The 23747-nt window shown below is 44.8% G+C and carries 20 protein-coding genes; 14 read left to right on the top strand and 6 right to left on the bottom strand.

The window, feature by feature from the left end; all coding sequences use genetic code 11:
• The first annotated feature begins 245 nt into the window (after positions 1 to 245).
• From J7I42_RS00220 to J7I42_RS00210, 3 genes are all read left to right on the top strand, one after another.
• Positions 246 to 839 carry a collagen-like triple helix repeat-containing protein gene (locus J7I42_RS00220; RefSeq protein ID WP_209136747.1) on the top strand — a complete coding sequence of 198 codons (594 nt, stop codon included), beginning with the start codon at positions 246 to 248 and terminating at the stop codon, positions 837 to 839.
• A 154-nt stretch (positions 840 to 993) separates the two neighbouring features.
• A complete protein-coding gene (locus J7I42_RS00215) occupies positions 994 to 2415 on the top strand; it encodes an MBOAT family O-acyltransferase (RefSeq protein ID WP_209136746.1) in 1422 nt (473 codons plus the stop codon).
• A gap of 3 nt (positions 2416 to 2418) precedes the next feature.
• A complete protein-coding gene (locus J7I42_RS00210; RefSeq protein ID WP_209136745.1) occupies positions 2419 to 3432 on the top strand; it encodes a hypothetical protein in 1014 nt (337 codons plus the stop codon).
• 67 nt (positions 3433 to 3499) lie between these two features.
• Here J7I42_RS00210 and J7I42_RS00205 read toward each other — a convergent pair whose 3' ends face one another.
• Positions 3500 to 3958 (bottom strand): hypothetical protein, encoded by a 459-nt coding sequence (locus J7I42_RS00205; RefSeq protein WP_209136744.1) that lies wholly within the window; start codon positions 3956 to 3958, stop codon positions 3500 to 3502.
• A 162-nt stretch (positions 3959 to 4120) separates the two neighbouring features.
• Here J7I42_RS00205 and J7I42_RS00200 point away from each other — a divergent pair, with 162 nt between their 5' ends.
• On the top strand, positions 4121 to 6058 hold the full coding sequence (locus J7I42_RS00200) for an ATP-binding protein (RefSeq protein ID WP_209136743.1): 1938 nt from the start codon (positions 4121 to 4123) through the stop codon (positions 6056 to 6058).
• On the top strand, positions 6051 to 6692 hold the full coding sequence (locus J7I42_RS00195) for a response regulator (protein ID WP_209136742.1): 642 nt from the start codon (positions 6051 to 6053) through the stop codon (positions 6690 to 6692). Before J7I42_RS00200 ends, J7I42_RS00195 begins: the two co-directional genes overlap by 8 nt.
• A gap of 7 nt (positions 6693 to 6699) precedes the next feature.
• Here the strand turns inward: J7I42_RS00195 and J7I42_RS00190 are convergent, their stop codons facing one another.
• Positions 6700 to 7296: a TMEM175 family protein gene (locus J7I42_RS00190; protein WP_209136741.1), complete on the bottom strand. Its 597-nt coding sequence runs from the start codon at positions 7294 to 7296 to the stop codon at positions 6700 to 6702.
• Positions 7297 to 7327: 31 nt separating this feature from the next.
• Positions 7328 to 8050 carry a class I SAM-dependent methyltransferase gene (locus J7I42_RS00185; protein WP_209136740.1) on the bottom strand — a complete coding sequence of 241 codons (723 nt, stop codon included), beginning with the start codon at positions 8048 to 8050 and terminating at the stop codon, positions 7328 to 7330.
• An 84-nt stretch (positions 8051 to 8134) separates the two neighbouring features.
• Here J7I42_RS00185 and J7I42_RS00180 point away from each other — a divergent pair, with 84 nt between their 5' ends.
• The 3 genes from J7I42_RS00180 to J7I42_RS00170 all read left to right on the top strand — a co-directional run bounded on the left by J7I42_RS00180 (position 8135) and on the right by J7I42_RS00170 (position 10195).
• Positions 8135 to 9016 carry a LysR family transcriptional regulator gene (locus J7I42_RS00180; RefSeq protein ID WP_209136739.1) on the top strand — a complete coding sequence of 294 codons (882 nt, stop codon included), beginning with the start codon at positions 8135 to 8137 and terminating at the stop codon, positions 9014 to 9016.
• Positions 9017 to 9088: 72 nt separating this feature from the next.
• Positions 9089 to 9667, top strand: a complete 579-nt coding sequence (nudK, locus tag J7I42_RS00175) for a GDP-mannose pyrophosphatase NudK (protein WP_209136738.1) — start codon at positions 9089 to 9091, stop codon at positions 9665 to 9667.
• A gap of 18 nt (positions 9668 to 9685) precedes the next feature.
• Positions 9686 to 10195: a GNAT family N-acetyltransferase gene (locus tag J7I42_RS00170; RefSeq protein WP_209136737.1), complete on the top strand. Its 510-nt coding sequence runs from the start codon at positions 9686 to 9688 to the stop codon at positions 10193 to 10195.
• A 40-nt stretch (positions 10196 to 10235) separates the two neighbouring features.
• On the opposite strand, the gene J7I42_RS00165 is transcribed toward J7I42_RS00170, so the two are convergent.
• Positions 10236 to 11027, bottom strand: coding sequence for a carbon-nitrogen hydrolase family protein (locus tag J7I42_RS00165; protein ID WP_209136736.1), 792 nt, complete (start codon positions 11025 to 11027; stop codon positions 10236 to 10238).
• Positions 11028 to 11084: 57 nt separating this feature from the next.
• Positions 11085 to 11594 (bottom strand): hypothetical protein, encoded by a 510-nt coding sequence (locus J7I42_RS00160; protein ID WP_209136735.1) that lies wholly within the window; start codon positions 11592 to 11594, stop codon positions 11085 to 11087.
• Between the two features lie 142 nt (positions 11595 to 11736).
• Between J7I42_RS00160 and J7I42_RS00155 the strand changes: the two genes are divergently transcribed.
• Positions 11737 to 17469 (top strand): IPT/TIG domain-containing protein, encoded by a 5733-nt coding sequence (locus J7I42_RS00155; protein WP_209136734.1) that lies wholly within the window; start codon positions 11737 to 11739, stop codon positions 17467 to 17469.
• Positions 17470 to 17608: 139 nt separating this feature from the next.
• Here J7I42_RS00155 and J7I42_RS00150 read toward each other — a convergent pair whose 3' ends face one another.
• Positions 17609 to 18907: a thioredoxin family protein gene (locus tag J7I42_RS00150; RefSeq protein ID WP_209136733.1), complete on the bottom strand. Its 1299-nt coding sequence runs from the start codon at positions 18905 to 18907 to the stop codon at positions 17609 to 17611.
• Between the two features lie 255 nt (positions 18908 to 19162).
• Here J7I42_RS00150 and J7I42_RS00145 point away from each other — a divergent pair, with 255 nt between their 5' ends.
• The 5 genes from J7I42_RS00145 to J7I42_RS00125 all read left to right on the top strand — a co-directional run bounded on the left by J7I42_RS00145 (position 19163) and on the right by J7I42_RS00125 (position 23731).
• Positions 19163 to 19972 carry an AraC family transcriptional regulator gene (locus J7I42_RS00145; RefSeq protein ID WP_209136732.1) on the top strand — a complete coding sequence of 270 codons (810 nt, stop codon included), beginning with the start codon at positions 19163 to 19165 and terminating at the stop codon, positions 19970 to 19972.
• Between the two features lie 33 nt (positions 19973 to 20005).
• A complete protein-coding gene (locus J7I42_RS00140; RefSeq protein WP_209136731.1) occupies positions 20006 to 20803 on the top strand; it encodes an SDR family NAD(P)-dependent oxidoreductase in 798 nt (265 codons plus the stop codon).
• Between the two features lie 171 nt (positions 20804 to 20974).
• Positions 20975 to 21409 carry a nuclear transport factor 2 family protein gene (locus J7I42_RS00135; RefSeq protein ID WP_209136730.1) on the top strand — a complete coding sequence of 145 codons (435 nt, stop codon included), beginning with the start codon at positions 20975 to 20977 and terminating at the stop codon, positions 21407 to 21409.
• A gap of 270 nt (positions 21410 to 21679) precedes the next feature.
• On the top strand, positions 21680 to 22537 hold the full coding sequence (locus J7I42_RS00130) for a helix-turn-helix domain-containing protein (RefSeq protein WP_209136729.1): 858 nt from the start codon (positions 21680 to 21682) through the stop codon (positions 22535 to 22537).
• A 78-nt stretch (positions 22538 to 22615) separates the two neighbouring features.
• Entirely contained in the window at positions 22616 to 23731 is a 1116-nt protein-coding gene (locus J7I42_RS00125) for an FAD-dependent monooxygenase (RefSeq protein WP_209136728.1), read from the top strand.
• Positions 23732 to 23747: the final 16 nt, after the last annotated feature.

Raw genomic sequence — 23747 nt, 5'->3', positions numbered from 1 at the left:
ATCATCCTGCATTCCCGGGCAGAGCCAATGCGGAGGGGCTAAATAAATATTTGATAATCAATTTAAAAGCGGGTGCTTTAGCCGGCATGCGGGTTTCTGCCACCCCATCTGTTCTTTTAAGTTGTATTGCATTCACAAACAGGCACATACCACTAAAAGGTGATTTTTTGAGCGGTGAAATTTCGTTTTTTTTGTTTTCGGCTCTATTGCCGAAACCTAATCATATAATTCACCAAAAGCAACAAATGATGTTTCATTCTGTTAATTCGAAACCTATTATCTGTAAAGCTCTTATTACCTCGTTAATTCTGCTGGTTATTTTCTCCTGCAAAAAAGGCGATACGGGCCCACAGGGGCCGGCTGGTCCTACTGGCGCCCAGGGACCTGTAGGCTCCCCTAACGTGACCTATTCTGAATGGTTTACGCCACCCGCCTACACCGCAACCACTATTTTTGGTATAAAGAACTTCGATTATACCAGGTCAACCCCGGCCATTACCCAGGCCATCATCGACAGCGGAATGGTGCTTACCTATGGTAAGATGTCGGGCTATAGTACGACAATATGGCCTGCCGGGCAGGTTGGGCAACTACCCATTTCACTCACCTATGTGCAGGGTGGTACACAGACCGATACCTGGTCGGCGTATGACAGCGTTGGCAAGCTTCGGATCAACTTTACCAATAGCGTAAACTACTACAGCTCCATCAGCGTTGCGCATAGTTTTCGGTATATCATCATTCCTGGCGGTGCTAAAGTCAGTGGTGGTGGCCGCCATGCTGATTATCATTCAATGAGCTATGGGGACGTGTGCGACCTGCTAAACATTCCCCGCTAAACTTGCTGTACGCTTTATTGTCCGGATGGGTGTATGTTCATCCGGACATAATTTATGTACATTTACGGTTTGAAAACTGGTCTTTGCCCCTTCTGCTTCATCTTGAACCTTTAAGCAAGAACAGGATCAGTCAAAAAAGTAAAACCGTCATTTAGTGTTATTTAATTCCGTAGCGTTTTTATTGTTTCTCCCCATTGTATTTATTCTGTATTGGTTTGTTTGTAACAGGTCCTTGCGCTGGCAGAATGTGTTGGTTTTGATGGCCAGTTATTTCTTTTATGGCTGGTGGAGCTGGAAATTCATGGTCCTGCTGGGAGTCAGCACTTTTCTCGATTATCTGTATGGATTTGGCGTGGGCTTGAAGGACAGGAAAAAAGCCAGACTGTTTTTATGGTTAAGCGTTTTGAATAACCTGGGCATACTGGGAGTATTCAAGTACTATAATTTTTTTGCATTACAATTTCAGCAGGCGCTGGCCTTACTGGGTTTACACGCAAACGTGGTTTTGTTGCAGGTTGCCATCCCGATCGGCATTTCATTTTATACTTTTCATGGAATGTCCTATGTGTTCGATATCTACCGGGGTGAACAAAGGCCTGTAAAGAATTTTATTGATTATGCTGTCTTTGTATCGTTTTTCCCGCTCCTGGTTGCCGGTCCTATTGAAAGGGCCAGCCATCTGTTACCCCAGATCCAGAAAAAAAGGTTTTTTAATTATACGCAGGCTGCAGATGGTTGTAGACTCATCCTGTGGGGACTGTTTAAAAAAGTAGTGATTGCAGACACGCTGGCCGTGATTGTAGACAACATCTTTAGCCATTATCATGATCTGCATGGGATCTCACTCGTTGTTGGGGCTATTGCATTTTCCTTTCAGATCTATGGCGACTTCAGCGGATATTCTGATATCGCATTAGGTACCGCGAAGCTGTTTGGATTTGAATTGTTGACTAATTTCCGATTTCCCTATTTTTCACGCGATATTGCCGAGTTCTGGCGCCGCTGGCATATCTCACTTTCTTCGTGGTTCCGGGATTATTTATACATTCCGCTGGGCGGGTCCAAACAGGGGAAGTTAAAAGGGGTGAGAAATACGTTTATCATTTTTCTGGTGAGCGGTTTCTGGCATGGGGCCAATTGGAAATACATTGCATGGGGCGGGATTCACGCCTGTGGATTTTTGCCCTTGCTGCTGTTGAACCGAAACCGAAAACACACCTCGGATGTGGTTGCTGAAAAACGCAAGCTGCCAACAGGAAAGGAACTTTCGCAAATGGTCCTCACGTTTGCTTTTGTCACATTTGCCTGGGTGTTTTTTCGCGCAGCCGATATGACGGAAGCCATTGGTTATTTGAAAGGCGCCGTTACCAATTATAAACAGCCGAAGGATTTTTTAATGTGTCTGACGGTATGCTGTTATATCATTCCATTAATTGCCTGTGACTGGTGGTTGCGAAGAAATGAGCGTAGCTTACAGGTGCCGCAGCTGGCTAAGCCAGTTGTATATCTGGTACTGGCGTTGCTGGTGCTGTTCTACTTTGGAAAGCAAACAAACTTTATTTACTTCCAGTTTTAGGAAATGAAGCAATTTTTAATAAAGACCATCATATATTTTCTGGTAACGGTTTTGGTATCCGGTACAATTATTTACGGGTTCATTTCCCAAAAGCCTGAGTTCTTTTTAGGATCTGCAGTGGATTATTTTCAGTGCAAATACCAATATGAGCAGATCAATAAGAAAACCGGATTCACCAATATTATCATCGGGGACTCCAGGGGAAATGCAAGTATTAATCCCCGCCAGCTCGGCGAAAAATGGATCAATTTATCCATACCGGGAAGTGATCTTTTTGAGGGATATATTACGTTGAAGCGATACCTGCAGCACAATAAAGTGGATACGTTAGTAATGGTTTATGGAATGAGTTATCTCAGCGAATATTCCCGTTGGTTCAATCTCAGGACCATTCCTTTCCGGTTTATCAGTAATAGTGAGCTAAAAGAACTGGAACAAACGGAAAGAAAATATAATTACCTATTTCATAACCGGGCTGCAGGTCATGCTACGCTGAAGTACGATCAATTTATCAGGAAATTAAAATATTGGCATTCGCCGTTCTCCTATCGGGCAACGTTCCTTGATGGCTTAAATAACTTTTGTTTTTCTCAACGGGAGACGGGTATTGCAAAACAAAAAGTGCTTACTCAATTGAGCGAATACCGGGGGTATACAAATTTTAGTGATGCCGATTCCAATAATACGGATGGTATAGATGCCAGTCTTCGATTTGAACCCGGACAGATCAATCAGCATTATTTGGAGCTGATCATGCAGTTGGCTGCCAGGCATGACATAGCGGTGTACTTAGTTGATCCGCCTATGAACCAGGCTTCATTTAAGACCTATAATAGATCGGTGTATGAATCTACCATAAATCAGTTTTTTCAAGGGGTACAAAAAAAGTATCCCCGGTTGTGTGTGTTGCAAACCGATGTATGGTTACCGAATAACATGTTTGGCGATCCGCTGCATGTAAACAGTAAGGGTACAACGAGGTTTTCAGCAATAACAAGAGATCGGTTAAATAACTAGTTAGTTTTCTCCTAAAAACAAAAAGGCCTCCCGAAAAATCGGGAGGCCTTTTTTCATTAAAATAATATTAAAGTATGTCAAAACTGCGTACCAGGGTGCTGGTTACGGGCATGGTTATCGGGTCGTTTGCTTTTCCGCCTAAGGTCCATTGAATAACTGCAGTATATGGATTTGCTGAAGTAGCGATCCCTGACAGGGAGACACTGCATTTGCTAACGGCCTCCGTTGTTTCCAGCGTCAGCACGCCATTTTTAAAATCGGTTTCGCTGAAAGCAATGGTACTTTCATTTGAACGAACAACACCGTTTACTTTCCAGGTAGCCAAATTCAAATTAGGCAGCAGCGCATTAATGGCTCCGGAAAATGAACCCTGGCTGCTGGTGGGTACGGGCGATAACGTAAGTTTTATTGACAGCGTCTTGGCACCCGGAACATTATTATTTCCCCCATCATCCTTGCTTTTTTTGCAGGAAATAGTGCCAGAGATAACTAGTATTAACGTGAGTACGGTAATTATTCTTTTCATTGATTAATGTTTTCAAGCGCAAAATTGAAAGAATCGAAGAAGAACGGCAATACCGGAAAAGCGTGGTTTTTTTCTACTGGTATTTGGGGATATCCATGGTAGGGCCGACTTCATTTATAATAATTCGGTATTATGTTTTTTCTTTGCGCTGCATTCTCCTCTATGAAAAGAATACTAGTCGTTACAGGCTTTATATTGATAGCCGGGAAAATTTCCGCCCAACAATCGTTGCCGCTGGCAGAGAAACAATATGCCGATAGCCTGATGCATGTGTTGCAATCGGGTCCTTCAGATAGCAATAAAGCAATGGCCGGTTTTCTGTTGGCCGATTACTGGCGGTCGAGAGATACCACTAAAAGCAGGGGATATCTGTTACAAGGCAGGCAACTGGCGGGCAGCTACCCCTTCCTGAAAGCCCTGTATCATTTTTATGAAGGCCAGTTTTATTTTAATACCAAGCCCGAGAAGGCGGCAGAAGCTTTTCAGGCAGCAGTGACCGCGCTGGAGCCTTTTAAAACGCCGGAGGCTTATCAGAGTGCCGCGGCGGCCTGGTACAATTACGCCCTTATGCAACGAAACGCCAAAGGCGACAGTTTTGTCACAGACATCCTGTTGAACAAATCTGTTCCCCTGGCAGAACGTTCGGGAAACGTGGAGAAGCTGGCCCATTTTTATGTTCAGCTGGGTACGCTGTTAATGAATAATGCACGGTTTGATAAAGCGGAGATCTATAATGAAAAAGCCATAGATCTGCTGAAAGACCGGTTCCCGGGTTCCACTACTTTATTATTTGCTTACCTGTCGGCCACCAGCACCTGTATTTACGACAGTAAAAACGCAGCAGCGAAAAAATTCCTTGACAAAGCTGCCGCGATGTTGGCGGGGCATCCCGAGTCAATCAACTATCCGAATTATTATTATAATGAGGGGTTGTACTATACGGCCGTTAGTCAGTTTGAAAAAGCGCTTGTTAGTCTTGATAAAGGAATGGTGCTGGCTGAACGTTATCACCAGACCCAATTGCTGCAAATGATGATTTTCCGGAAGTACAATATATATCTGGAACAGAAGGATTATCATAAAGCCCGTGAATTCCTGACCGGTCTGGTAAACAATGGCAATTTAACTGCTGAGGCCAATAACCGGCGAAGTCTGTATGCCCAGCTTGCCAAAACCAATGAATTGCTGGGTGATATGAAAGAGGCCTATCGATGGTCTGCCAGCTATAGCCGGCTTAGCGACAGTCTTCACGAAGCCAGGCTTCGTGAAAAAATAGCGGAACTGGAAGTCAAATTCAAAGACCGAGAAAAGCAAGAAAAGATAGAGGAGCTTCAGGAAGAAAAGACCCGACTTCAGCTCAAAGCAAAGAACAGTCGCCTTTTCAACTGGTTATTGGGAACTGCCTGCGTGTTGTTGATGGTGATAGTTGCTTTCTTCTGGTTCTTTCTCCGGAACCAGAAAAAGATTCAGCAATTGAAACTTACCAAGGCCATGCTGGAAGGTGAGGAACGGGAGCGGGAAAGAATTGCCCGGGAATTGCACGATGGGTTAGGCGGCATGCTGGCAGGGATAAAGGTCAATCTTTCGGGCTGGGCTTCGGGTTACCAAAACGCCCCGCAAGACCAGGAGCTGAACCGGATCATTGGTCAGCTCGATACCTCTGTAAGCGAGCTGCGTCATATCGCCCGCAACATGATGCCTGAAAGCCTGTTGAAATTTGGCCTGGAGACTGCCCTGAATGACCTTTGTGAATTTTACATGCGCAGTGATCTGCATATCGAATTTCAGGCGTTCAATATCCCCGATTCTTTACCGCTTCCTGCACAGATCAATATTTACAGAGTTGTACAGGAGGTATTGTCTAACGCGGTACGGCATTCAAAAGGGAAGCACATTATTGTACAATGCAGTCGTAACGGATCGGTATTCTTGATTACAGTAGAAGATGATGGAACAGGTTTCGATCGGGAGGAAGTGAAGGGCAGGAAAGGATTGGGGTTAACGAATGTGAAAAACCGGATAGATTTTATGAAAGGTAAGCTGGAGATCATTACGTCAGCAGGTGAAGGAACAACTGTTAATATTGAATTACATGTTTAAGCAGCATAATAAAATTCAGGTAGCATTGGTTGATGATCATCCTACGCTGATGGAAGGATTAAAGGCAATCCTGGTAAGCAATCTTAATGTAGATATTGCCGGTTGCTTTGTGACCGGGCAAGACATGCTGAATTATTTAGGGTTGAACAGGGTGGACATTGTACTACTTGATATTGCGCTTCCTGATATCAACGGGATTGCTCTTTGCCAGGAGATCAAGAAAAAAGCGCCCGATACGGTGATCCTGGTCTTTAGTAACCATTCTGAGCGAAGCATAATTATGCAAACTATTCAAAACGGCGCCAGCGGATACCTGTTGAAGAATACTTCGCTTGACGAATTACGAAGCAGTATTCATGATGTATTGGAGGGAAAAGTGGTGTTCAGTAAGGAAGTGCAGGAGATCATCAGCCGTCCTTCAAAAAATGAATTGCAGGGCCCACCCCGGCTTACCCGCCGTGAAAAACAGGTGATCGAATTATTGTCAGAAGGCAAAACCAGCTTGCGTATTGCGGAGGAGTTATCGGTGAGTGCCCTTACCATCGACACTCACCGGCGTAATCTTATGCAGAAGTTTGCCGTAAAGAATACTGCTGAGTTGATAAAGGCAGCCATGCTTCACCGCTTGATATAAAAGCACTTTACTCGTTTGACGTAGCTGTTTCTTCATGGAGGATCCTTTCTATACGTCTATCGGGTATAAGCCAGATCAAAGCAGCAATAAGGTAAATTAAACCTGCACAAACCGTATTCACCCAGGATAAAGCAATGGCAGCGAGATACAGGAAAGGTGAGATCTTACCTTTTACATCTTTACCGATGGCTTTTTTTAGCACGCAATCCTTGCCTTCATTTTTAATGATCAGACTTTGTAAAATAACATAGGCTATGCCCGCCATTAGTAGAATAACGCCATAAAGCGCCAGGGGAGCCGCAGAAAAATGATTTTCGCCTACCCAACCGGTTGCAAAGGGTACCAATGATAACCAAAACAGGAGGTGCAAATTCGCCCAGAGAATGTTGCCGGTTACTTTGCGAACGGTGGAGATCATATGATGGTGATTATTCCAGTAGATACCTATGTAAAGGAAGCTTAACGCATAGCTCAGAAAAATGGGAATAAGCTCTTTCAGATCTGAGAAATGGGTACCGTGGGGTACTTTTATTTCCAGCACCATAATAGTGATAATAATGGCCAGTACCCCATCGCTAAATGCTTCTAATCTTGCTTTTTTCATTATGTGATTTTAGTGTTTTTGCTGCCGCTATCTACTTTATTGCACCAAAAGCGGCAAAGCACGAGTTCTTATGCAAGATATCTATTTTACTAAACCCAACCTTTTCCAGCAATGCCAACTGAAAATTCAGGGAACGGGGCGTATCCTCATAATGAACATAATCCAGTACTTTTTGGCGGTATTCGGGACCACCCAGCGTTTCTAAATAACTACTATACTTATCTTCAAATAATCGGGTGACGCCCTCCGAGTGATGCGTAATAAGATCGGACACCCAGAAACTGCCTCCTGGTTTAAGCATTTTATAAATATTAGTGAACACTTGCATCCAGTCGTCGTCGTCACGCAAATGATGTAAGGTGGCTGCTGCAAGAATGATATCAAAATGATTGTGCGGAAGGTCGAGGTTTCGCATGTCATCCTGGATGATAGTAACAGTACCCTTTGTTTGCGGTGAAACCCTTTCTTTCGCTTTCTCCAGCATGGGCATGCTCAAATCATTCAGCGTGCAATTGAGGTCAGGGACCTTACTCAACATTTTCAGGGTGTAATTGCCAGCACCACAACCAATGTCCAGCAATTCCTTTGCATGAGGGGTAGCATATCTTGCGGCTTCTGTACATAATTCCATTGTTAACGGGGCGTCAATGGTGGTTTGCTGTCCGGTTTCGAGATTGGAGAATCGTTCCGTGTCTTTGTCGAATCTTTCCCTGATCTGTTGATTGGTGGCTTTTTTTGAATAGTCTGGTTTCATACTTGCTCTTTTGATCTGGTAAAGTTACCCGCTTTGATAATATTTAAAAGTATCAATATTGTCAAGTATTGATACCTTAGAGGTATGGAATTAAGGCACCTGTTATATTTCAAAACTGTTGCGGAGCAATTACATTTTCGAAAGGCAGCGTCCAGGCTTTTTATTTCTCAACCCCCTTTAAGCCGGCAAATAAAAGAGCTGGAAAATGAATTAGGAGTACTGCTGTTTACAAGAAAGGAAAGACGGGTGGCCCTTACCGATGCCGGGAAATATTTTAAAACCGAAGTGGATGCTATTTTTGCACGTCTTGAAGAAAGTAAGAATATTGTTCAACAGATCCATAACAGCGAAAGTGGTGAATTGAAGATCGGTTATATTAGTTCTGTATACCAGTCGTACCTGGCAGATGTTTTAATTGCGATGCGGGATGTATATCCGTATATAAAGACCAATCTATTCGAGATCCCAACTTCGGCGCAAATAAAAGGATTGGAACAGGGTACGCTGGATGTGGGCATCTTACGGGGACCCGTTCATTCAAGCCAGTTGAAGGTGCAGACGCTTTTTCTTGATCCTTTTGTGGTTGTCGTGCCTGCGAATAAAGGGAAATACAAAACGCAGGAAAAGCTTGCTGCCTTGCTTAAGGCCAGTCCGTTTATATTTTTTAGCAGAGACATAGCTCCTCATTATAATGATAAGCTGATTGAAATATGTGCCAGGATGGGATTTAAGCCCGATATTGTACATGAAGCTAACAATGCGCATTCCATCTTGCAATTGGTTGAAGCCGGTCTTGGGGTTTCCATACTTCCTTATTCTCTCAAGCAACAGTATGGGTACTTAAAGGTGTCATTTATTGAATTGAAAGATACGCCAGTGAATACAGAGGTGGTACTGGCTTATAAGCAAAACAACAAAAAGGCGGCGCTTAAATGGTTTATTGACAATTACCATCAAGGGAAATGAAAAGGCCATCCAATTCCTTTTAGACAGCGTAATTCTTTAACTTTATTTACTCACAGTAAAAATGAATGATAAATGATAGGCAATATAAATATTTTGAATACGGAGATACTTTCTGATAACTGGTATGTGCTTAAGAAAATAACCTATGAATACACGAAAAAGGATGGTTCTGTTAAAACTCAAACCCGGGAAGCATATGATAGGGGAAACGGTGCTACCATACTTCTCTACAATAAAGAGCAGGGAACAGTGATCCTTACCAGGCAATTCCGCCTGCCCACTTATATCAATGGCAACAAGGATGGCATGTTGATCGAGGCCTGTGCCGGGTTGCTGGACAAAGACAATCCGGAAGACTGCATCAGACGGGAAACAGAAGAAGAAACTGGGTATAAAATAAAAGACGTGCGCAAAGTTTTTGAAGCATACATGTCCCCTGGTTCAGTTACTGAGATCCTGTACTTTTTTATTGCCGCTTTTTCAAAAGAAATGAAAGTAGCTGCAGGTGGTGGGGTTGAACATGAAGAAGAAAATATTGAGGTGCTGGAAATAGATATCAACAAAGCTATGTCCATGATAGAAACAGGAGAGATCAAAGATGGAAAGACCATCATGCTTTTGCAGTATCTTAAGTTAAATCAACTATTGTAGGGTAAATAAATTTAAATCATGGACCGTTTTCCAGTGCTTTATACCAATCGGTTGGAACTTAGACAAATTAACGCCAGTGACATAACCTCACTGGTTAAGCTGGCCAATAATAAAAGCATTGCTAACCAGATCATAAATATTCCACATCCTTACGAGGAATACCATGCGGTAAACCGCCTGAGCTATGTGTATCGCGGATTTAAAGAAAAAACGCATTATGCATTTGCCATTATCCTGCGGGATGAGGAGCAACTGGTTGGCGAAATAAGCCTTCATCTGAAACCAGCATTGTCGGCCGAGCTGGGTTACTGGATCGGTGAGCCTTTCTGGAACCGTGGATTCGCCACCGAGGCAATTGAAACAATTACGGCTTTTGGCTTTAGCAAGCTGGGGTTAACCCGCATTTACGCCGAATGCCATCGGGACAACCTGTCTTCGATCAGGGTCCTGATGAAAAATAATTTTATAGCGGCTGGTCAACCTAACGAGACGGTTATTTTGTACGAGTTGAACGCGCCGGAGAGATAGCCTGCCCGGTAGCATTCAACATCTCAGTGTGAATGGACAATCAATCTTTATACAGTTCTTTTTTAAACCTTCCCGCCAGCAGTCCGGTTGCTTTTTCCGGATCAATTGCTGCCACGATCACACCTGTTCTGCCATAGCGTTCATGTGCAATACAGCTGCCGTCAGGCGCTATCAGCGAACTGGCAGATTCCGGGTAACGGGAGGAAAAATTCGAACTTGCAAAATAAATGGTATTCTCAAGGGCTCTCATCATCATTGCCTTTTCATAATAGGGATTGTTTTTGCTTCCCCATTCTGTCAATTCCACGCCCTCGGTATTGCTTCCGTTAAAATGAGGAAAGAAGACGATCTTGGCACCCTGCCGGGCAGCCCATCTTACTGATTCCGGATAGCGGAATCCTTCATGGCAAATGGTGATCCCGAATTTGACGCCGTTCACTTCGAAAATGCTGCGCGCTGTTCCGGGGATCCACCAATCATCTTCGGTTGGGTCTAGTTGGTTCTTCGTCTGGTACCCCAGGATCTCACCCGTTGCTGATACCACATATGCCAGATTAAGCAGCCCTTCCGGAGAGTGCCAGTCCATGGGAACAATAATCGCAATCGAATACCGGTTGGCGATCTGGCACACCTTTTCCAACGCCTCCTGTAGTTTTTCAGCAGAACGATCTTCAGCCGGGTATCCCATTCCCGGATACCCGGGGAGGTAAGACTCCGGAAAGCAAATGATCTCAGCCTGCTGATCAGCAGCATCCTGTGTCAGTTTCTCAAGCCAGTATAAACCATCCGCGAGGGAATTTACAAACGGGGGCGATGCCAATGCTATTTTCATAATAAAATTGATTATTGTTCTATAGTTGCTTCTTCCAGGAGAAGCAGGCCCATGCTATTATTCGTATCCGTAAACAAGCGCCCGACCCTTTTCGAGCTTTGAGGCGACGGGTTTTACAACTAACATTTTAGCACCTTTCAAATGCCCTGTTATGGGCAGGGTATCGTTATTATCTATTACCACGCCCAGGCTCCTGTTAATGGTAATTTTATTGGCCAATGAAAGCTGAAAGATACCTAAAAGCTGGGTATCGCTTTGCAACTCATTTAAGGAAGTTATGACGGGGCCTTCTGGTAAGTACCGGTATAAAGAGGCTATATTCCCTTTATCGGTAAGAAGGAGGGTATATTCTCTAATGAATTTTTTATCATCACTTTTTATAATACAACTGTTCAGGCTGTTGACCTCTTGAGGAATTTCAATACATGTCTTTAGATTTATACTTGAAGCAGCATCGTGAACAATGTTTTTGGTTGTAATGCGAATATTGGATGGGAGGGAGGCTGGGTTGGTGCAGCTGACGATTACAGTGAGTGGTAATGCAAATAATAATTGCCTTTTTTTCATGCTCAAATGTACGAATGCGGAGGAATCAAACAACTGACGGTCTTGGTTGGGGCATTTCACCGTTTAAATAGATACTTTTCTTAATTAAAAGATACCTTTGGCCCGCTTGTATTTCTTTATTTTACGTGATATACCAACCCTGATGATTTTCCCTAAAACTGTACCGAAATCCCTGTTAAAAGGATTGTTCTTTTTTTTAATATTTATAAGCACCGCGTTCTATAGTTTGGCGCAGCCAGCCATTAGCGGTTTCTCCCCGGCTTCCGGTCCTGTAGGAACTGCGGTGACCATTACGGGCGTGAACTTTAGTGCTACACCGGCTAATAATGTGGTGTTTGTAGGTGGAGTAAAGGCAACAGTCACCTCAGCAAGCTCAGGTTCGCTTACAGTTACTGTTCCTGCGGGCGCCCTGTTTCAGCCAATTACAGTTACCACCAATGGGCTCACTGCATATGCCAGAAACTCTTTTATTGTAACGTTTGCAGGAGCTGCGTCCCAGTTTACATCCCGTTCCTTCGATTATGCAGGCCGGCTTGATTCGGTGGCCTCCGGTACGGAAACTACCGACCACGCTGCCGGGGATTTGGATGATGATAAAAAGCTCGATGTTGTTACTATAGACAGATTGAACAATACCCTGTCTGTTTATCGCAATACTACGGCGGGCGGCGTGCTTTCCTTCGCTCCCAAAATGGATTTCCTCACTGGTAACAACCCCGGCCACGTTGCAGTAGCCGATATAGACGGCGATGGCAAACGGGATGTGATCGTCACCAATCAAAATGACAATTCCGTTTCAATATTTAAGAATACTTCCGTTTCCGGGTTGATCTCTTTTGCCCCAAGAGTTGATTTTTCCACGGCTCCATATCCGGCTGGTATCTCCGTAGCCGATATGGATAATGATGGCCGGCCTGACCTGGTCATCCATTCCTTAAGCCTGGAGAGTACGGTTTCCGTATTGAGGAATACCACCAGCGGGGGCTCGATCTCCTTTGGGGATAAAGTAGAGTTTATGACGCTGTCCGGAAATGATATTGTCAGAACTGCCGATATAGATGGCGATGGCAAAACAGATATTTTGGTGCCTGATCATTATAACAGCCAGGTACAGATCTATAGGAATACGGCTTCGCCGGGGGCGCTTTCATTTGCTGCTAAACAAGGTATTGCAAACGGAGGGAGTCTATATCTGCTGGAAGTAGGCGACCTTAACAGCGATGGTAAACCCGACCTGCTCGTTACATATCCGCCCACTAACAGTATCTATGTGCTAACCAATATGAGTACTGCCGGCGCTATATCTTTTGGTAACTATGTTAATTACCCGGTCGGAAATACTATCAGAAGGGGAATGGTCATGAACGATCTCGATGGCGATGGTAAGCCTGATATAGCGGTGGGCGTAAGTTATGAATCCATTGCACTCTTTAAAAACATGAGTGCCGGCGGTGGCGCTATGGCATTTAATTCTGGCAAAAAAATGGAAACGCCCTTTACCGGGTTACTTGCAGCAGCCGATTTTGATAACGATGGCAAGCCCGAGCTGGCTGCTGAAAGCGGTATTTTACGCCTTACCTTTTGGGGGAACCGGACCACCAGTCCGCAAGTAGCGTCCTTTTCACCTGGCGTCGCCGGGGCAGGAGCTACCATCACCATCAACGGCGTCAATTTTACCGCCGTGAATGCAGTAAGTTTTGGCGGTTTACCCGCCGCTTCATTTAATGTGGTTAATGATAATACGATCACTGCAGTGGTTGGTGCAGGTGCATCCGGCCAGGTAACAGTAAAGACTGCGCAGGATTCAGGCAGTGCCGAAGGATTTGTATTTACCGCCCCGCCAATTATTACCGGTTTTACCCCAACCAATGCGCCGGATTACGGAACGGTGACCATTACCGGTAATTATTTCAGGGATGTAACTTATGTAAGCTTCGGTGGCTGGACTCAATCATTTTATGTTATTGACGAACACACCATTAAGGCTACCATTAATAACGCTGCCTCGGGAGCCGTACTTGTCAGAACAAAATATGGCGAAACCTCAATGCCTGGCTTTACCTATGCCCCCCTTCCCAAGATCAATTCATTTACTCCAACCATGATGGGGGCGGGAACAACCGTTTCCATTATAGGAGAGGGTCTTTCCAATGTGACTGCTGTTAGTTTTGGAGGCGTACCGGCCAGATCGATCACACCTATTTCTTCAGCTCAGGTCAATGCGGTGGTAGACGTAGCGGCAGCTGGCAGCACTATTGTAGTAACAACTCCTTATGGCACCGCCACAAAGGATGGCATTGTTTTCGTGCCTGCGCCTGTGGTCACGGCTTTTTCGCCCACCTCGGCAACAACGGGCGAGCTTGTTACCATTACTGGCACTGACTTTGGCTATGTGGAAAAAGTTCAGTTGGGGGGTGTGCCGGTCTATAGTTTTAGTGTGCAAAGCTCAACCACCATATTGGCTTATGTGGGCGCCGGTGCAACCGGCGATGTTTCGGTTATTGCAAGGTATGGCAAGGCCAGTTTGCCCGGCTTCACCTATAAACCACGGCCAGTAGTTACCTCGTTTAGCCCCACTTCAGGGCCGGCAGGTACTACGGTCTCTATTACCGGAGAACATTTCTCCAATGCTCAAAAAGTATATTTTGGGGACTCACTGGCTGCGTCGTTTACAGTTGTTTCGGATAATATTATCCAGGCGGTCACTGGCCGCGGAAGCTATGGCTCAATAGTAGTTTATAACGACGTTGGCTATGGGTATTCGTCGGAGTCATTTAACTTTCAGTATCCTTTACCTGAAATAACATCTTTTACTCCTGCTTCGGGCACTACAGGAGCGCAAATAACAATAAAAGGAAAAAACTTTGTGCCGGGCCGCACTTCGGCAGGGTTTGGGAATATGTATTCACCAGGCGTTGTATGTAATTCCGATACCTTGCTGACCGCTACAGTTGGTGCTGGCAGTTCGGGGGATGTTTATGTAGGGGTTATGGGTGGGTATGCTTATATGTCTGGCTTCACCTATATTCCACCGCCGCCTGTTATTTACGGAATAGCTCCTTCGCGTGGTATTGAAGGCACTGCTGTTATTATTAGGGGTGATAAGTTTGCCGGGACAAGCGCTGTCACGTTTGGCGGTGTGCCGGCAGCATCTTTTACCGTTCTTTCTGATACTTATATCACCGCTATTGTAGGTAAAGGGGCTTCCGGTGACGTGGCGGTTACCACACCTGGTGGAACAGCTATAAAATCTGATTTCATTTTTGGTGAGACGGTAATTAAATCTATTTCTCCTGCTACCGGCGGCCCGGGTACCGTAGTAACCATTACCGGGGAAGGATTTGTTGGCGTGTCGGGTGTTTATTTTGGCGATGCCCATGCGCCCCGAACGGTAAGCTCTTCCACAAGCATGACGGTTACCGTTCCATCAGATGGTGCGGGGCTGGTTACAATTTATTTTGGGGATGGAAGCCTGATCTGTAGCGATGCCTTTACTTATCAATCGCCAGTTACCAATATTGCCTCTGTAACACCCGGTGCGGGTGGCCCAGGTACAACTGTTTCCATCAATGGTTCCGGCTTTTCGCAAGCAACAGCCGTAACTTTTGGCGGTGTGCGTGCTGCTTCTTATACGGTGAATTCTCCTTCCTCCATTACGGCTACCCTGGCAGGCGGCGCATTGGGAAATGTGGCAGTTACGTCACCATTGGGTACCGGTATTTACAATGGGTTTTCTTTTACCACAGCGCCTGTCATCACCCGTTTTTCACCTGAAGCGGCTTTGTCGGGATCAACAATAACTTTAACGGGTTCCAACTTCAATCCGATTGCGGCTGCCAACATCGTTTACTTTGGTGGGCTGAAAGGGGAAGTGGTAACAGCTTCTGAAAAATCGCTTACGGTTAAAGTTTCTGCGGGTGCACCGTATAGTTATATTTCAGTGACCAATAATAAGCTTACAGGTTATTCACAAAAGAAATTCAGCGCCCTGTTTACTGCGACAGCCCCGCTGAATGCCAGCTCATTTGAAGCAAAAACAGATATTGCCTGGGGTACGTCGCCTCAACATATAAATGCTGCTGATTTTGATCTGGATGGCAAACCTGATGTAGCCGTATGTCATGCCGGTAGTATTAAAAACTCAGGTCATCTTGCCATTTTTAAAAACAATTCCATTACCGGAAGTCTGTCGTTTTTGCCAAAGGACCTTATTACTGATGATCATATGCCATTTAATTCCGTTACCGGCGACCTGGATGGGGATGGCAAACTCGATCTAATGGTTGCCAATGGAATAGATGGGGAGAATCTAACGGTTTATAGAAATGCCAGTATCGGTAATAGTATTTCATTTGATCCCGAAATATTGTTAGCGCTCACCGGTGTTGATCAGAATTTTGTGGCCTGTACTGATGTGGATGCAGACGGAAAGCCGGATATTATTATTGCAGCTGCATATGGCGGACGCACAGCTTTTGTATATCGAAACACCAGTACCATCGGTAATTTGTCTTTTGTGAAGGTGGCCGTGTCTGTTCCTGATTTTGTTCAGGGGATCAAAGTGGCGGATATGGACCTCGACGGAAGGCCTGATCTGATAATGGTAGCACAACCAAATTTTAATTCTCTCCGTGGGGTTACACTTAGAAATATAAGCACCCCTGGAAGTATCGCTTTTGAAGCAGCGCAGGTATTTCAAACCGGTCCCGATCCAAGGGATTTGGTGCTGGGCGATATCGATGGTGATGGTAAGATGGATATCGTTGCTCCCGGCGGTAGCAACACCATATCGATTGTAAGAAACCTCAGTTTGCCCGGTAAGATCAGTATGGGCAGTAAAATAGACTTCGTTACCAATGGTTCTCCTAAATCAATGGCATTAGGAGATCTGAATGGAGATGGTAAACCTGATATCCTTACCTCATTCAGTGGGCTGTTTAAAATAGCCATCATCCCCAATACAAGTACACCCGGTAATTTTTCCTTTGGTCAAAGTATTGAAATAAATACTACCGCTCCGGTCAATTCAATTTGTGTTTCCGATCAGGATTCAGATCAGCGGCCCGATATTATTGTTTCCAATGACAATGCTGGAAGTATCTCGTTTTTCCGGAACAAACTGAGCGCATATCTGCTGAATTCTTTCTCTCCTGTGCGCGGTTCCACGGGAACGGTAGTAACCATCAGGGGTGAGCATTTGGGCAACGCAACTGTGGTGACCATCGGTGAGGTCCCTGTTACTTCCTTCACGGTGGTAGATGATAACACTATAACAGCTGTGGTGGGTGCCGGCAGATCGGGTAATGTAAGCGTAACAACGCCATTGGGTACAATACAACTGAGCGGCTTTGTTTATGTAGGTCCGCCAACTATTACCTCGTTCACGCCAACCACTGCAGGAACAGCATCAACCGTGATCATAAAGGGAATGTATTTCACAGGCGCAACGGCTGTAAGCTTTGGTGGAGTGCCTGCCCGTTCATTCAACGTTACATCCGATTCTACCATTACCGCCATTGTAGGGCTGGGCGCTTCAGGGACTGTAGCGGTAACAACCCCGATTGGAAAAGGAACACGTGATGGATTTATTTACGATCCGTTAACCGCCATTGTCGATCCTGGTAATATAAATTCCAGTTACCTGACCGTGCAACCGAATCCCGCGCATGATGTGCTGATCATCAAACATCCGGCTTCCTCAAAAGCAGCAACATTACGCTTTATTGATATAACCGGCCGGGTGGTGAAAGTAGTGGTACCGGCCCAAAATGCTACCCAAACAGTCACCAGTGTAAATGGAATTCCGGAAGGGATATATACCATTATCTGGAGAGAGGGAAGCAACACATTAAGCCGGGTGATCGCTGTGCAATAGGCTCTGACATACATGGTAATCATAACAGAAAAGGCCCCGAAAAAAATTCGGGGCCTTTTTCTTTACCGGGTGTGAAAGTTGGTTCAAACACCTGGTCAATATGGTTGATCTTGCTTTTGAGGTAGGGTCATACTGGCTGCTAATCCCAGGTCTTTTCCCCTTTCTTCATTTTGTCGAGCGTTGATTGGTTCCCTGCCCGTTCATCATCGGAGCTGGCGTCAACCGCCTTTTGTTCCATAGCAATGGCTTCGTCTTTTTTGCCCAGCTTATACAAAAGGTTAGCATAGGTATCCAGATAGGCCGGTACCGTTGTGTGCTTTAGCTGGCTACTTAAGTCGAGGATCTGTGACACACAGGAGGCGTCTGAACAATTCTGAAAAACACTCCAGGCAATACTGTTCATCTCGTTGTCATTCATTTGCTTGCTGTACTGCTTCATATAGGCCGTGATGGTCTTTTCAAAATTCGGCCAGTCTTTTTTAGCCAGGTAATAGTCGATATCAATGCGCATCATTATTTCGTTGGCATGGGAAGGTAAAACGGCCGCGATCTTTTTGGGATAGTTCTGCCAATCGGAAACGCGTTTTTCATTGTAGCGAAGGATCCTGCCTTCGACCATAAAAATGTTCCGTATTTTATCCTCTGCCTTTCCGGCGCCTAATACCCCGTTTATTTCAGCAATATGTTTTGTCAGAAAGCCAAAGTATTCATCAGTTGTGCGCGAGGTGTACAGATAGATGAGATCAAGCGCTGCCGGAGTTAGGAGCGTAGGCTGGCCAGCCAGATAGGCTTTTACAACTTTCGATCCTAAAGCAATATCATATGCATCATGGACCTGCATGGCGAACTGGCGTAGAAAGGCACTGTCGCGTCTGCCATTCTCAAACTGTTTCAATTTTGTATAATACTGTTTGGTGGTATCAAAAGATTCCCGCACATCCCCAATGAATGATTGAACGCTGCCGGCGCCTACGATCCGATGCAGCGCATGCCCGTCCGGGGAGAAGATGAGATAAGTAGGGAAGGCGCGGATCGAATACTGTGTCATGATAGCATGGGCATCAGCATACCAGCTTTTCACCTGATCATTGTCTTTGGCCGTAGTATCCAATTGTACTTCAATGTTTACAAATTTGTCATTGAAGTAGGCGCCCATTTCTTCCTGGGGAAAGATCTCCGTACGCATATACCGGCAGGGGCCACACCAGGTGGTAAAGCAATCCACGAAGATGTATTTGTTCTCGGCTTTGGCTTTAGCCTGTACCTGGGCCCACGAAAGGCCGTGTTCGAAATGAACGCCCTTTTCCTGTGCGGTTGCCGTATTGTTTATTAATAAACCAGAGAGCACCAGCAACAGTAAAAAAGGCAAGGCAATATAAATGCGGCGAACTGACCATGATCGGCAGGCAAAGAATAATGGTTTAGTATATTGATGCATGTGATGTGATTTACTACAATTTACCCATCATTGTAAAGACGAGCAAAAAAATGTGACGGCAATCGCATCTCCAGGTTGTCTTGATGGTGCCTTATTTGATACCTTGATAGCACCGCTATTCCTGCTTATTTGAGAGGCAGTGGACAGGGATGATTTTAAATGCAGGATCATGACCTTTTAAACAAACCAGATTGACCCGTTAAACAAATGCTGAAGTCGTGGATTTAGCGAGCTTTGTATTGTAAACATAATGCGATGGTTGACATTAATGATATAAAGAACCTGCAAAAGCCAATTATTCTCTTCAATAATTATGGTGGTAATTTAACGGAAGGTGAGTCATTCGTGACAGATCACCTTTTCAGTTATCTTGTATCGGGCATGCAGGAAGTGTGGTCAGGCAATGAAACTTATGTTTTTAAGGCGGGAGATTTTCGTTTTTTCAGAAAAAATCAGTTGACCAAATATGTAAAGCGCCCTGGTCAGCATGGCTTTAAATCTATTGCTGTACATATTGATCAGGGAACACTCAGAGAAATGGCCGGATTGTATGGTAAGCATCATAAAAAGCCTTACCTGGGAAAAGATGTTGAACTCCTAAAGCCCAATTCCTATTTGGAAAACTATGTAAATAGCCTTGTTCCATATGCAAATGCGAAGGGAGCTTACGAGGATGCTATTGTAGTATTGAAAGCAAAAGAACTGGTGCTGCTCTTGCTACAAACGACACCCATGATCGGAAATGCTTTGTTTGATTTCGATGCCCCTGGGAAAATAGATCTGGTTGCATTTATGAACAGGCATTACCGGTATAATGTAGGGCTGGATAAAATGGCCTTTCTCACAGGCCGCAGTTTATCTACTTTCAAAAGAGATTTCAAAAAGGAATTCAATACCACTGCCGGCCGCTGGCTTACAAAGAAAAGGCTGGAAGAGGCTAATTACCTGATTGCCCGAAAAGGTAAAGCGGCGTCAGATATTTACCTGGACCTGGGTTTTGAAGACCTGTCCCATTTTTCTTTCGCGTATAAAAAAGCTTTTGGGAAACCCCCTTCCCAGGGGTGATTGATGAATAGTCAGGATTAAATAAACTATAATATGGATTACAAATTAAAAGGCAGACGTGCGCTGGTAACAGGGTCCAGCGCCGGTCTGGGAGAGGCTATTGCCGTTATGCTGGCAAATGAGGGCGTACACGTGATTGTGCATGGACGTAACGAAGATCGCACCAATGCCGTAGTGCAGCGGATCATAGAAGCAGGCGGTACAGCTGAAGCTGCCCTGGGTGACCTTGCAACCGATGAGGGCGCTGACCATGTGGCCAGGCTTGCATTGGCTGGTGGGCCAATAGATGTACTGGTAAACAATGCTGGCTTTTATGCACATACTTCATGGGGAAATACTTCCTGCGAGGACTGGCTGAACGTGTATAATGTGAATGTTATATCTTACGTGCGCATGATCCAGCGGATAGTGCCTACTATGAAAAAACAGGGATGGGGCAGGGTTATCAATATGGGCGGCGGTTTAGGGATACAACCAATAGCTGATCTGCCGCATTACAATGCAAGTCTTGCCGCACGTCATAACTTAAGTGTATCCCTGGCGAGGCAACTAAGCGGTACCGGTATTACGTCAAATGTGGTAGCTCCCGGCGCCATTATGAATGCGGGCGTTGAGCAGTGGCTTCGTCACGCAGCACCGCAGAAAGGGTGGGGTACTGAGCTGGAAGAAATGGAGCGCAATGCAGTAAAGGAATTGGTACCCAATGATGCCCGCCGGTTTGGAAGGCAGGAAGAAGTAGCTGCCGCGGTAGTTTATCTGGCCAGTCCTTATGCAGATTACGTAAGTGGCGCTCTGCTGCGAGTTGATGCAGGCACTGTTCGGAGTATTTAACATACCCGGAACACATAGGTACGTTTTGCAATCAATCCCTAAAAAGCAATCCCAAACTTTTCAGTTTGGGATTTGCCATTTGCACCGTGTGTGGGGAGTTATTTACGATTTTCTGTTAACTTAGTTGTCAAAGAAATTCCCATCACATTTTATAAAACTTAATCCTTAAAAATGAAACGATTGCTGACAGGAATGCTGTTTGTTTTTATTTTAAATACCGCCTTTTCACAATCGAAGGATATTGAAGCTATTAAAAGTCTGAATGAAGCCTGGTTAAAGTCCTATCCTGCAAGAGATTCTTTAACCTTAAGTAAAATACTGGCCGACGATTTTATACTGGTAAATCCCCGCGGGATCAACATGACGAAAACAGAGGTGTTGCATAGCCTGCATTCTCCGGAAGTGGAAACCGTATCGGTACATATTGACAGTGTAGGCGTACGCCTATTTGGGGATATGGGGCTGATAACCTGTAAAACTACTTTCATTTTAAGAATGAATAATAAAGAATCAACCGGCAAAAACTGCTACTCGGATCTATATGCAAAAAGAAATGGAAGATGGAGCGCCGTAGCTGCACATGTTACCTTGCTTTCAATGGAATAATGCAAAATTATATGGCATGATTGATATGGCGCTATTGCGATCAGAGCGATATTCTCAAGTATACTTATATGTTTTTCAAGTATGGAATAATCAAGTTCATTTTCATTGAACTGTGGTTGATTCAACAAATAGGTAACAGTTTCCTGAGTTTGACAATTCTTTCATTGGCTATTTTCTCAATATCCGAAAACACCATATTCGAACTGGAAAATGTCAGTTCATGGGTACGATAAACTGAAATCCTACCTTTGCCTGTAAAAAGATAGAGCAATGCGCAAAAACGCCAGGTCCATCCCTGTAAATAAATTTGGCGGCGAGTCTGGCGAAAGTATCACCATTGAACGGATATCTTTTGAGCAGTTGCCTGAATTGGGAGAATGGGAACAACCGGAGCGGCACGACCGTCATTCCTTCTTTCTGCTCGAAAAAGGAAATGTGACAATGGAAATAGATTTTCAACAATACAAAATCCATTCCCCTTCGGTCATCTATATGCATCCCGACCAGGTACATCGCATCATAGGGTTTGAAAATGTTACTGTCGTCGCATGGGCGGCCAATAACGAAAACCTTCATCCGGGATATCTCAAATTGTTGGAAGATATTGCGCCGGCAGCCCCCATGCCGTTGAACCCAGAGGCGTATGCGTTGCTTGTCGAAGCTGCATCACTTTGTATCAGATTAACAGAACGAAGAAAAGATCAACTCTATCATTCCCTGCTCAAAGACCAGATCAATGCGCTCGTTGCATTGGTGATTGCATCATATTTAGAAATATGGGCGCCAACTGGTAAATTATCCAGGGCTGAAGTGGTTACTAAAGCTTTCCGGGAGGCCCTGGCGCTTCATTTCAGGCAGCTCAAACAGCCTGCTAAATATGCACAGCAGCTAAATCTTTCTACCCCTTATCTGAATGAATGCGTCAGGAACGTCACCGGCCTCTCCGTATCACATCATATCCAACAGCGCGTTATTTTGGAAGCTAAGCGCCTGTTATTCCATTCCGATCAGTCGCTTAAAGAAATAGCCGCCACATTAGGTTATGATGATTATACCTATTTTTCAAGGTTGTTCACCAAAGTTTCAGGCATGGCTCCTTTGAGTTTTCGCAACAAAAACCTCGATTAGTCCAAGACTTACACTGTTTAGCCCTACATCGCATAGTGAGTACGCTGTTCCTTTGCAGCAAAAGGAAATTCGTATAAAATGAAAACAGCCAATCATAAAAAAGTACTCATATCAGGGGCAAGCTTTGCAGGACTTTCTACTGCTTACTGGATGAATCAATTCGGTTACCAGGTTACTATCGTTGAGATTGCTGCGGGTCTTAAAAAAGGAGGCACACCGGTAAACATCCTGGGTAATACCATCGACATCGTTAAGCGGATGGGTTTATTAGACGAGATCAGGTCGAACAGGCTCACGATGGGATCCATGGAATTTAAAAATGCAGCTGATGTGACAGAAAGACTGGATGTAAGCCGCGGAAACCATGGAGAAATGGAATACGAAATAGAGCGGGATGTATTGTTAGAAATGCTGTATGAGGCGGTTAAAGACGATGTTACTTTCATTTATGGCGACAGTATCACCGGTTTACAGGAAACTGAAGACCATGTGGACGTAACCTTTAAGAATAGCTCACCACAGGCTTTTGAACTGGTATTTGGCTGCGATGGTATCCATTCGGTTGTACGGAAACACTGGTTCGGGGAGGAAGCGCAATTTTCTCATTTCCTGCAAACCTATTTCTCTATTACTATCGTGGATAAGTTACTCATTCCTGAGTATACCACACAACTGTATAGCGAGCCGGGTAAAACGGTCATGCTTAATACTTACAACGGAAAAACGGATATATGCCTCGCCTTTTTTTCGGCGCAGGAAATTCCCTATGACTACCGGAACGAACAGCAGCAGCGGCATATTATTTTGGATCAGTTTAAAGGAGCCGGCTGGCGAACAGCGGAATTATTGGAGGAGGTACAGCAATCCACAACATTTTATTTTGACAAACTATGTCAAATGAAAATGCCGTCGTGGAGCAAAGGACGAGTGGCACTGGTGGGTGATGCCGGCTATTGCGCTTCCCCGGCTGCTGGCAGAGGCGGATCATTGGCCATAGATGGGGCAGCAGCCCTGGCTGATGCTTTCCGGAAATACCAGGGTAATTATGAATTAACGTTTCTGGAATACAACCATAGTTTTCGTCCGTTCATTGAGGAGATACAGGCGGAGGTGGTCAACTTTGGCGTTGAGGCCCTAATTCCAAGAACCGAAGCCGCAATTATCAAAAGGAACAAAGAGGGTTTTGGTTTTTAATCAAAAAAAGGGCTCC

This window comes from Niastella soli (genome assembly GCF_017742245.1).
Classification (GTDB): Bacteria; Bacteroidota; Bacteroidia; order Chitinophagales; family Chitinophagaceae; genus Niastella; species Niastella soli.
The sequence above is the reverse complement of the archived record's forward strand: the minus strand, read 5'-3'. Positions and strand labels throughout refer to the sequence as shown.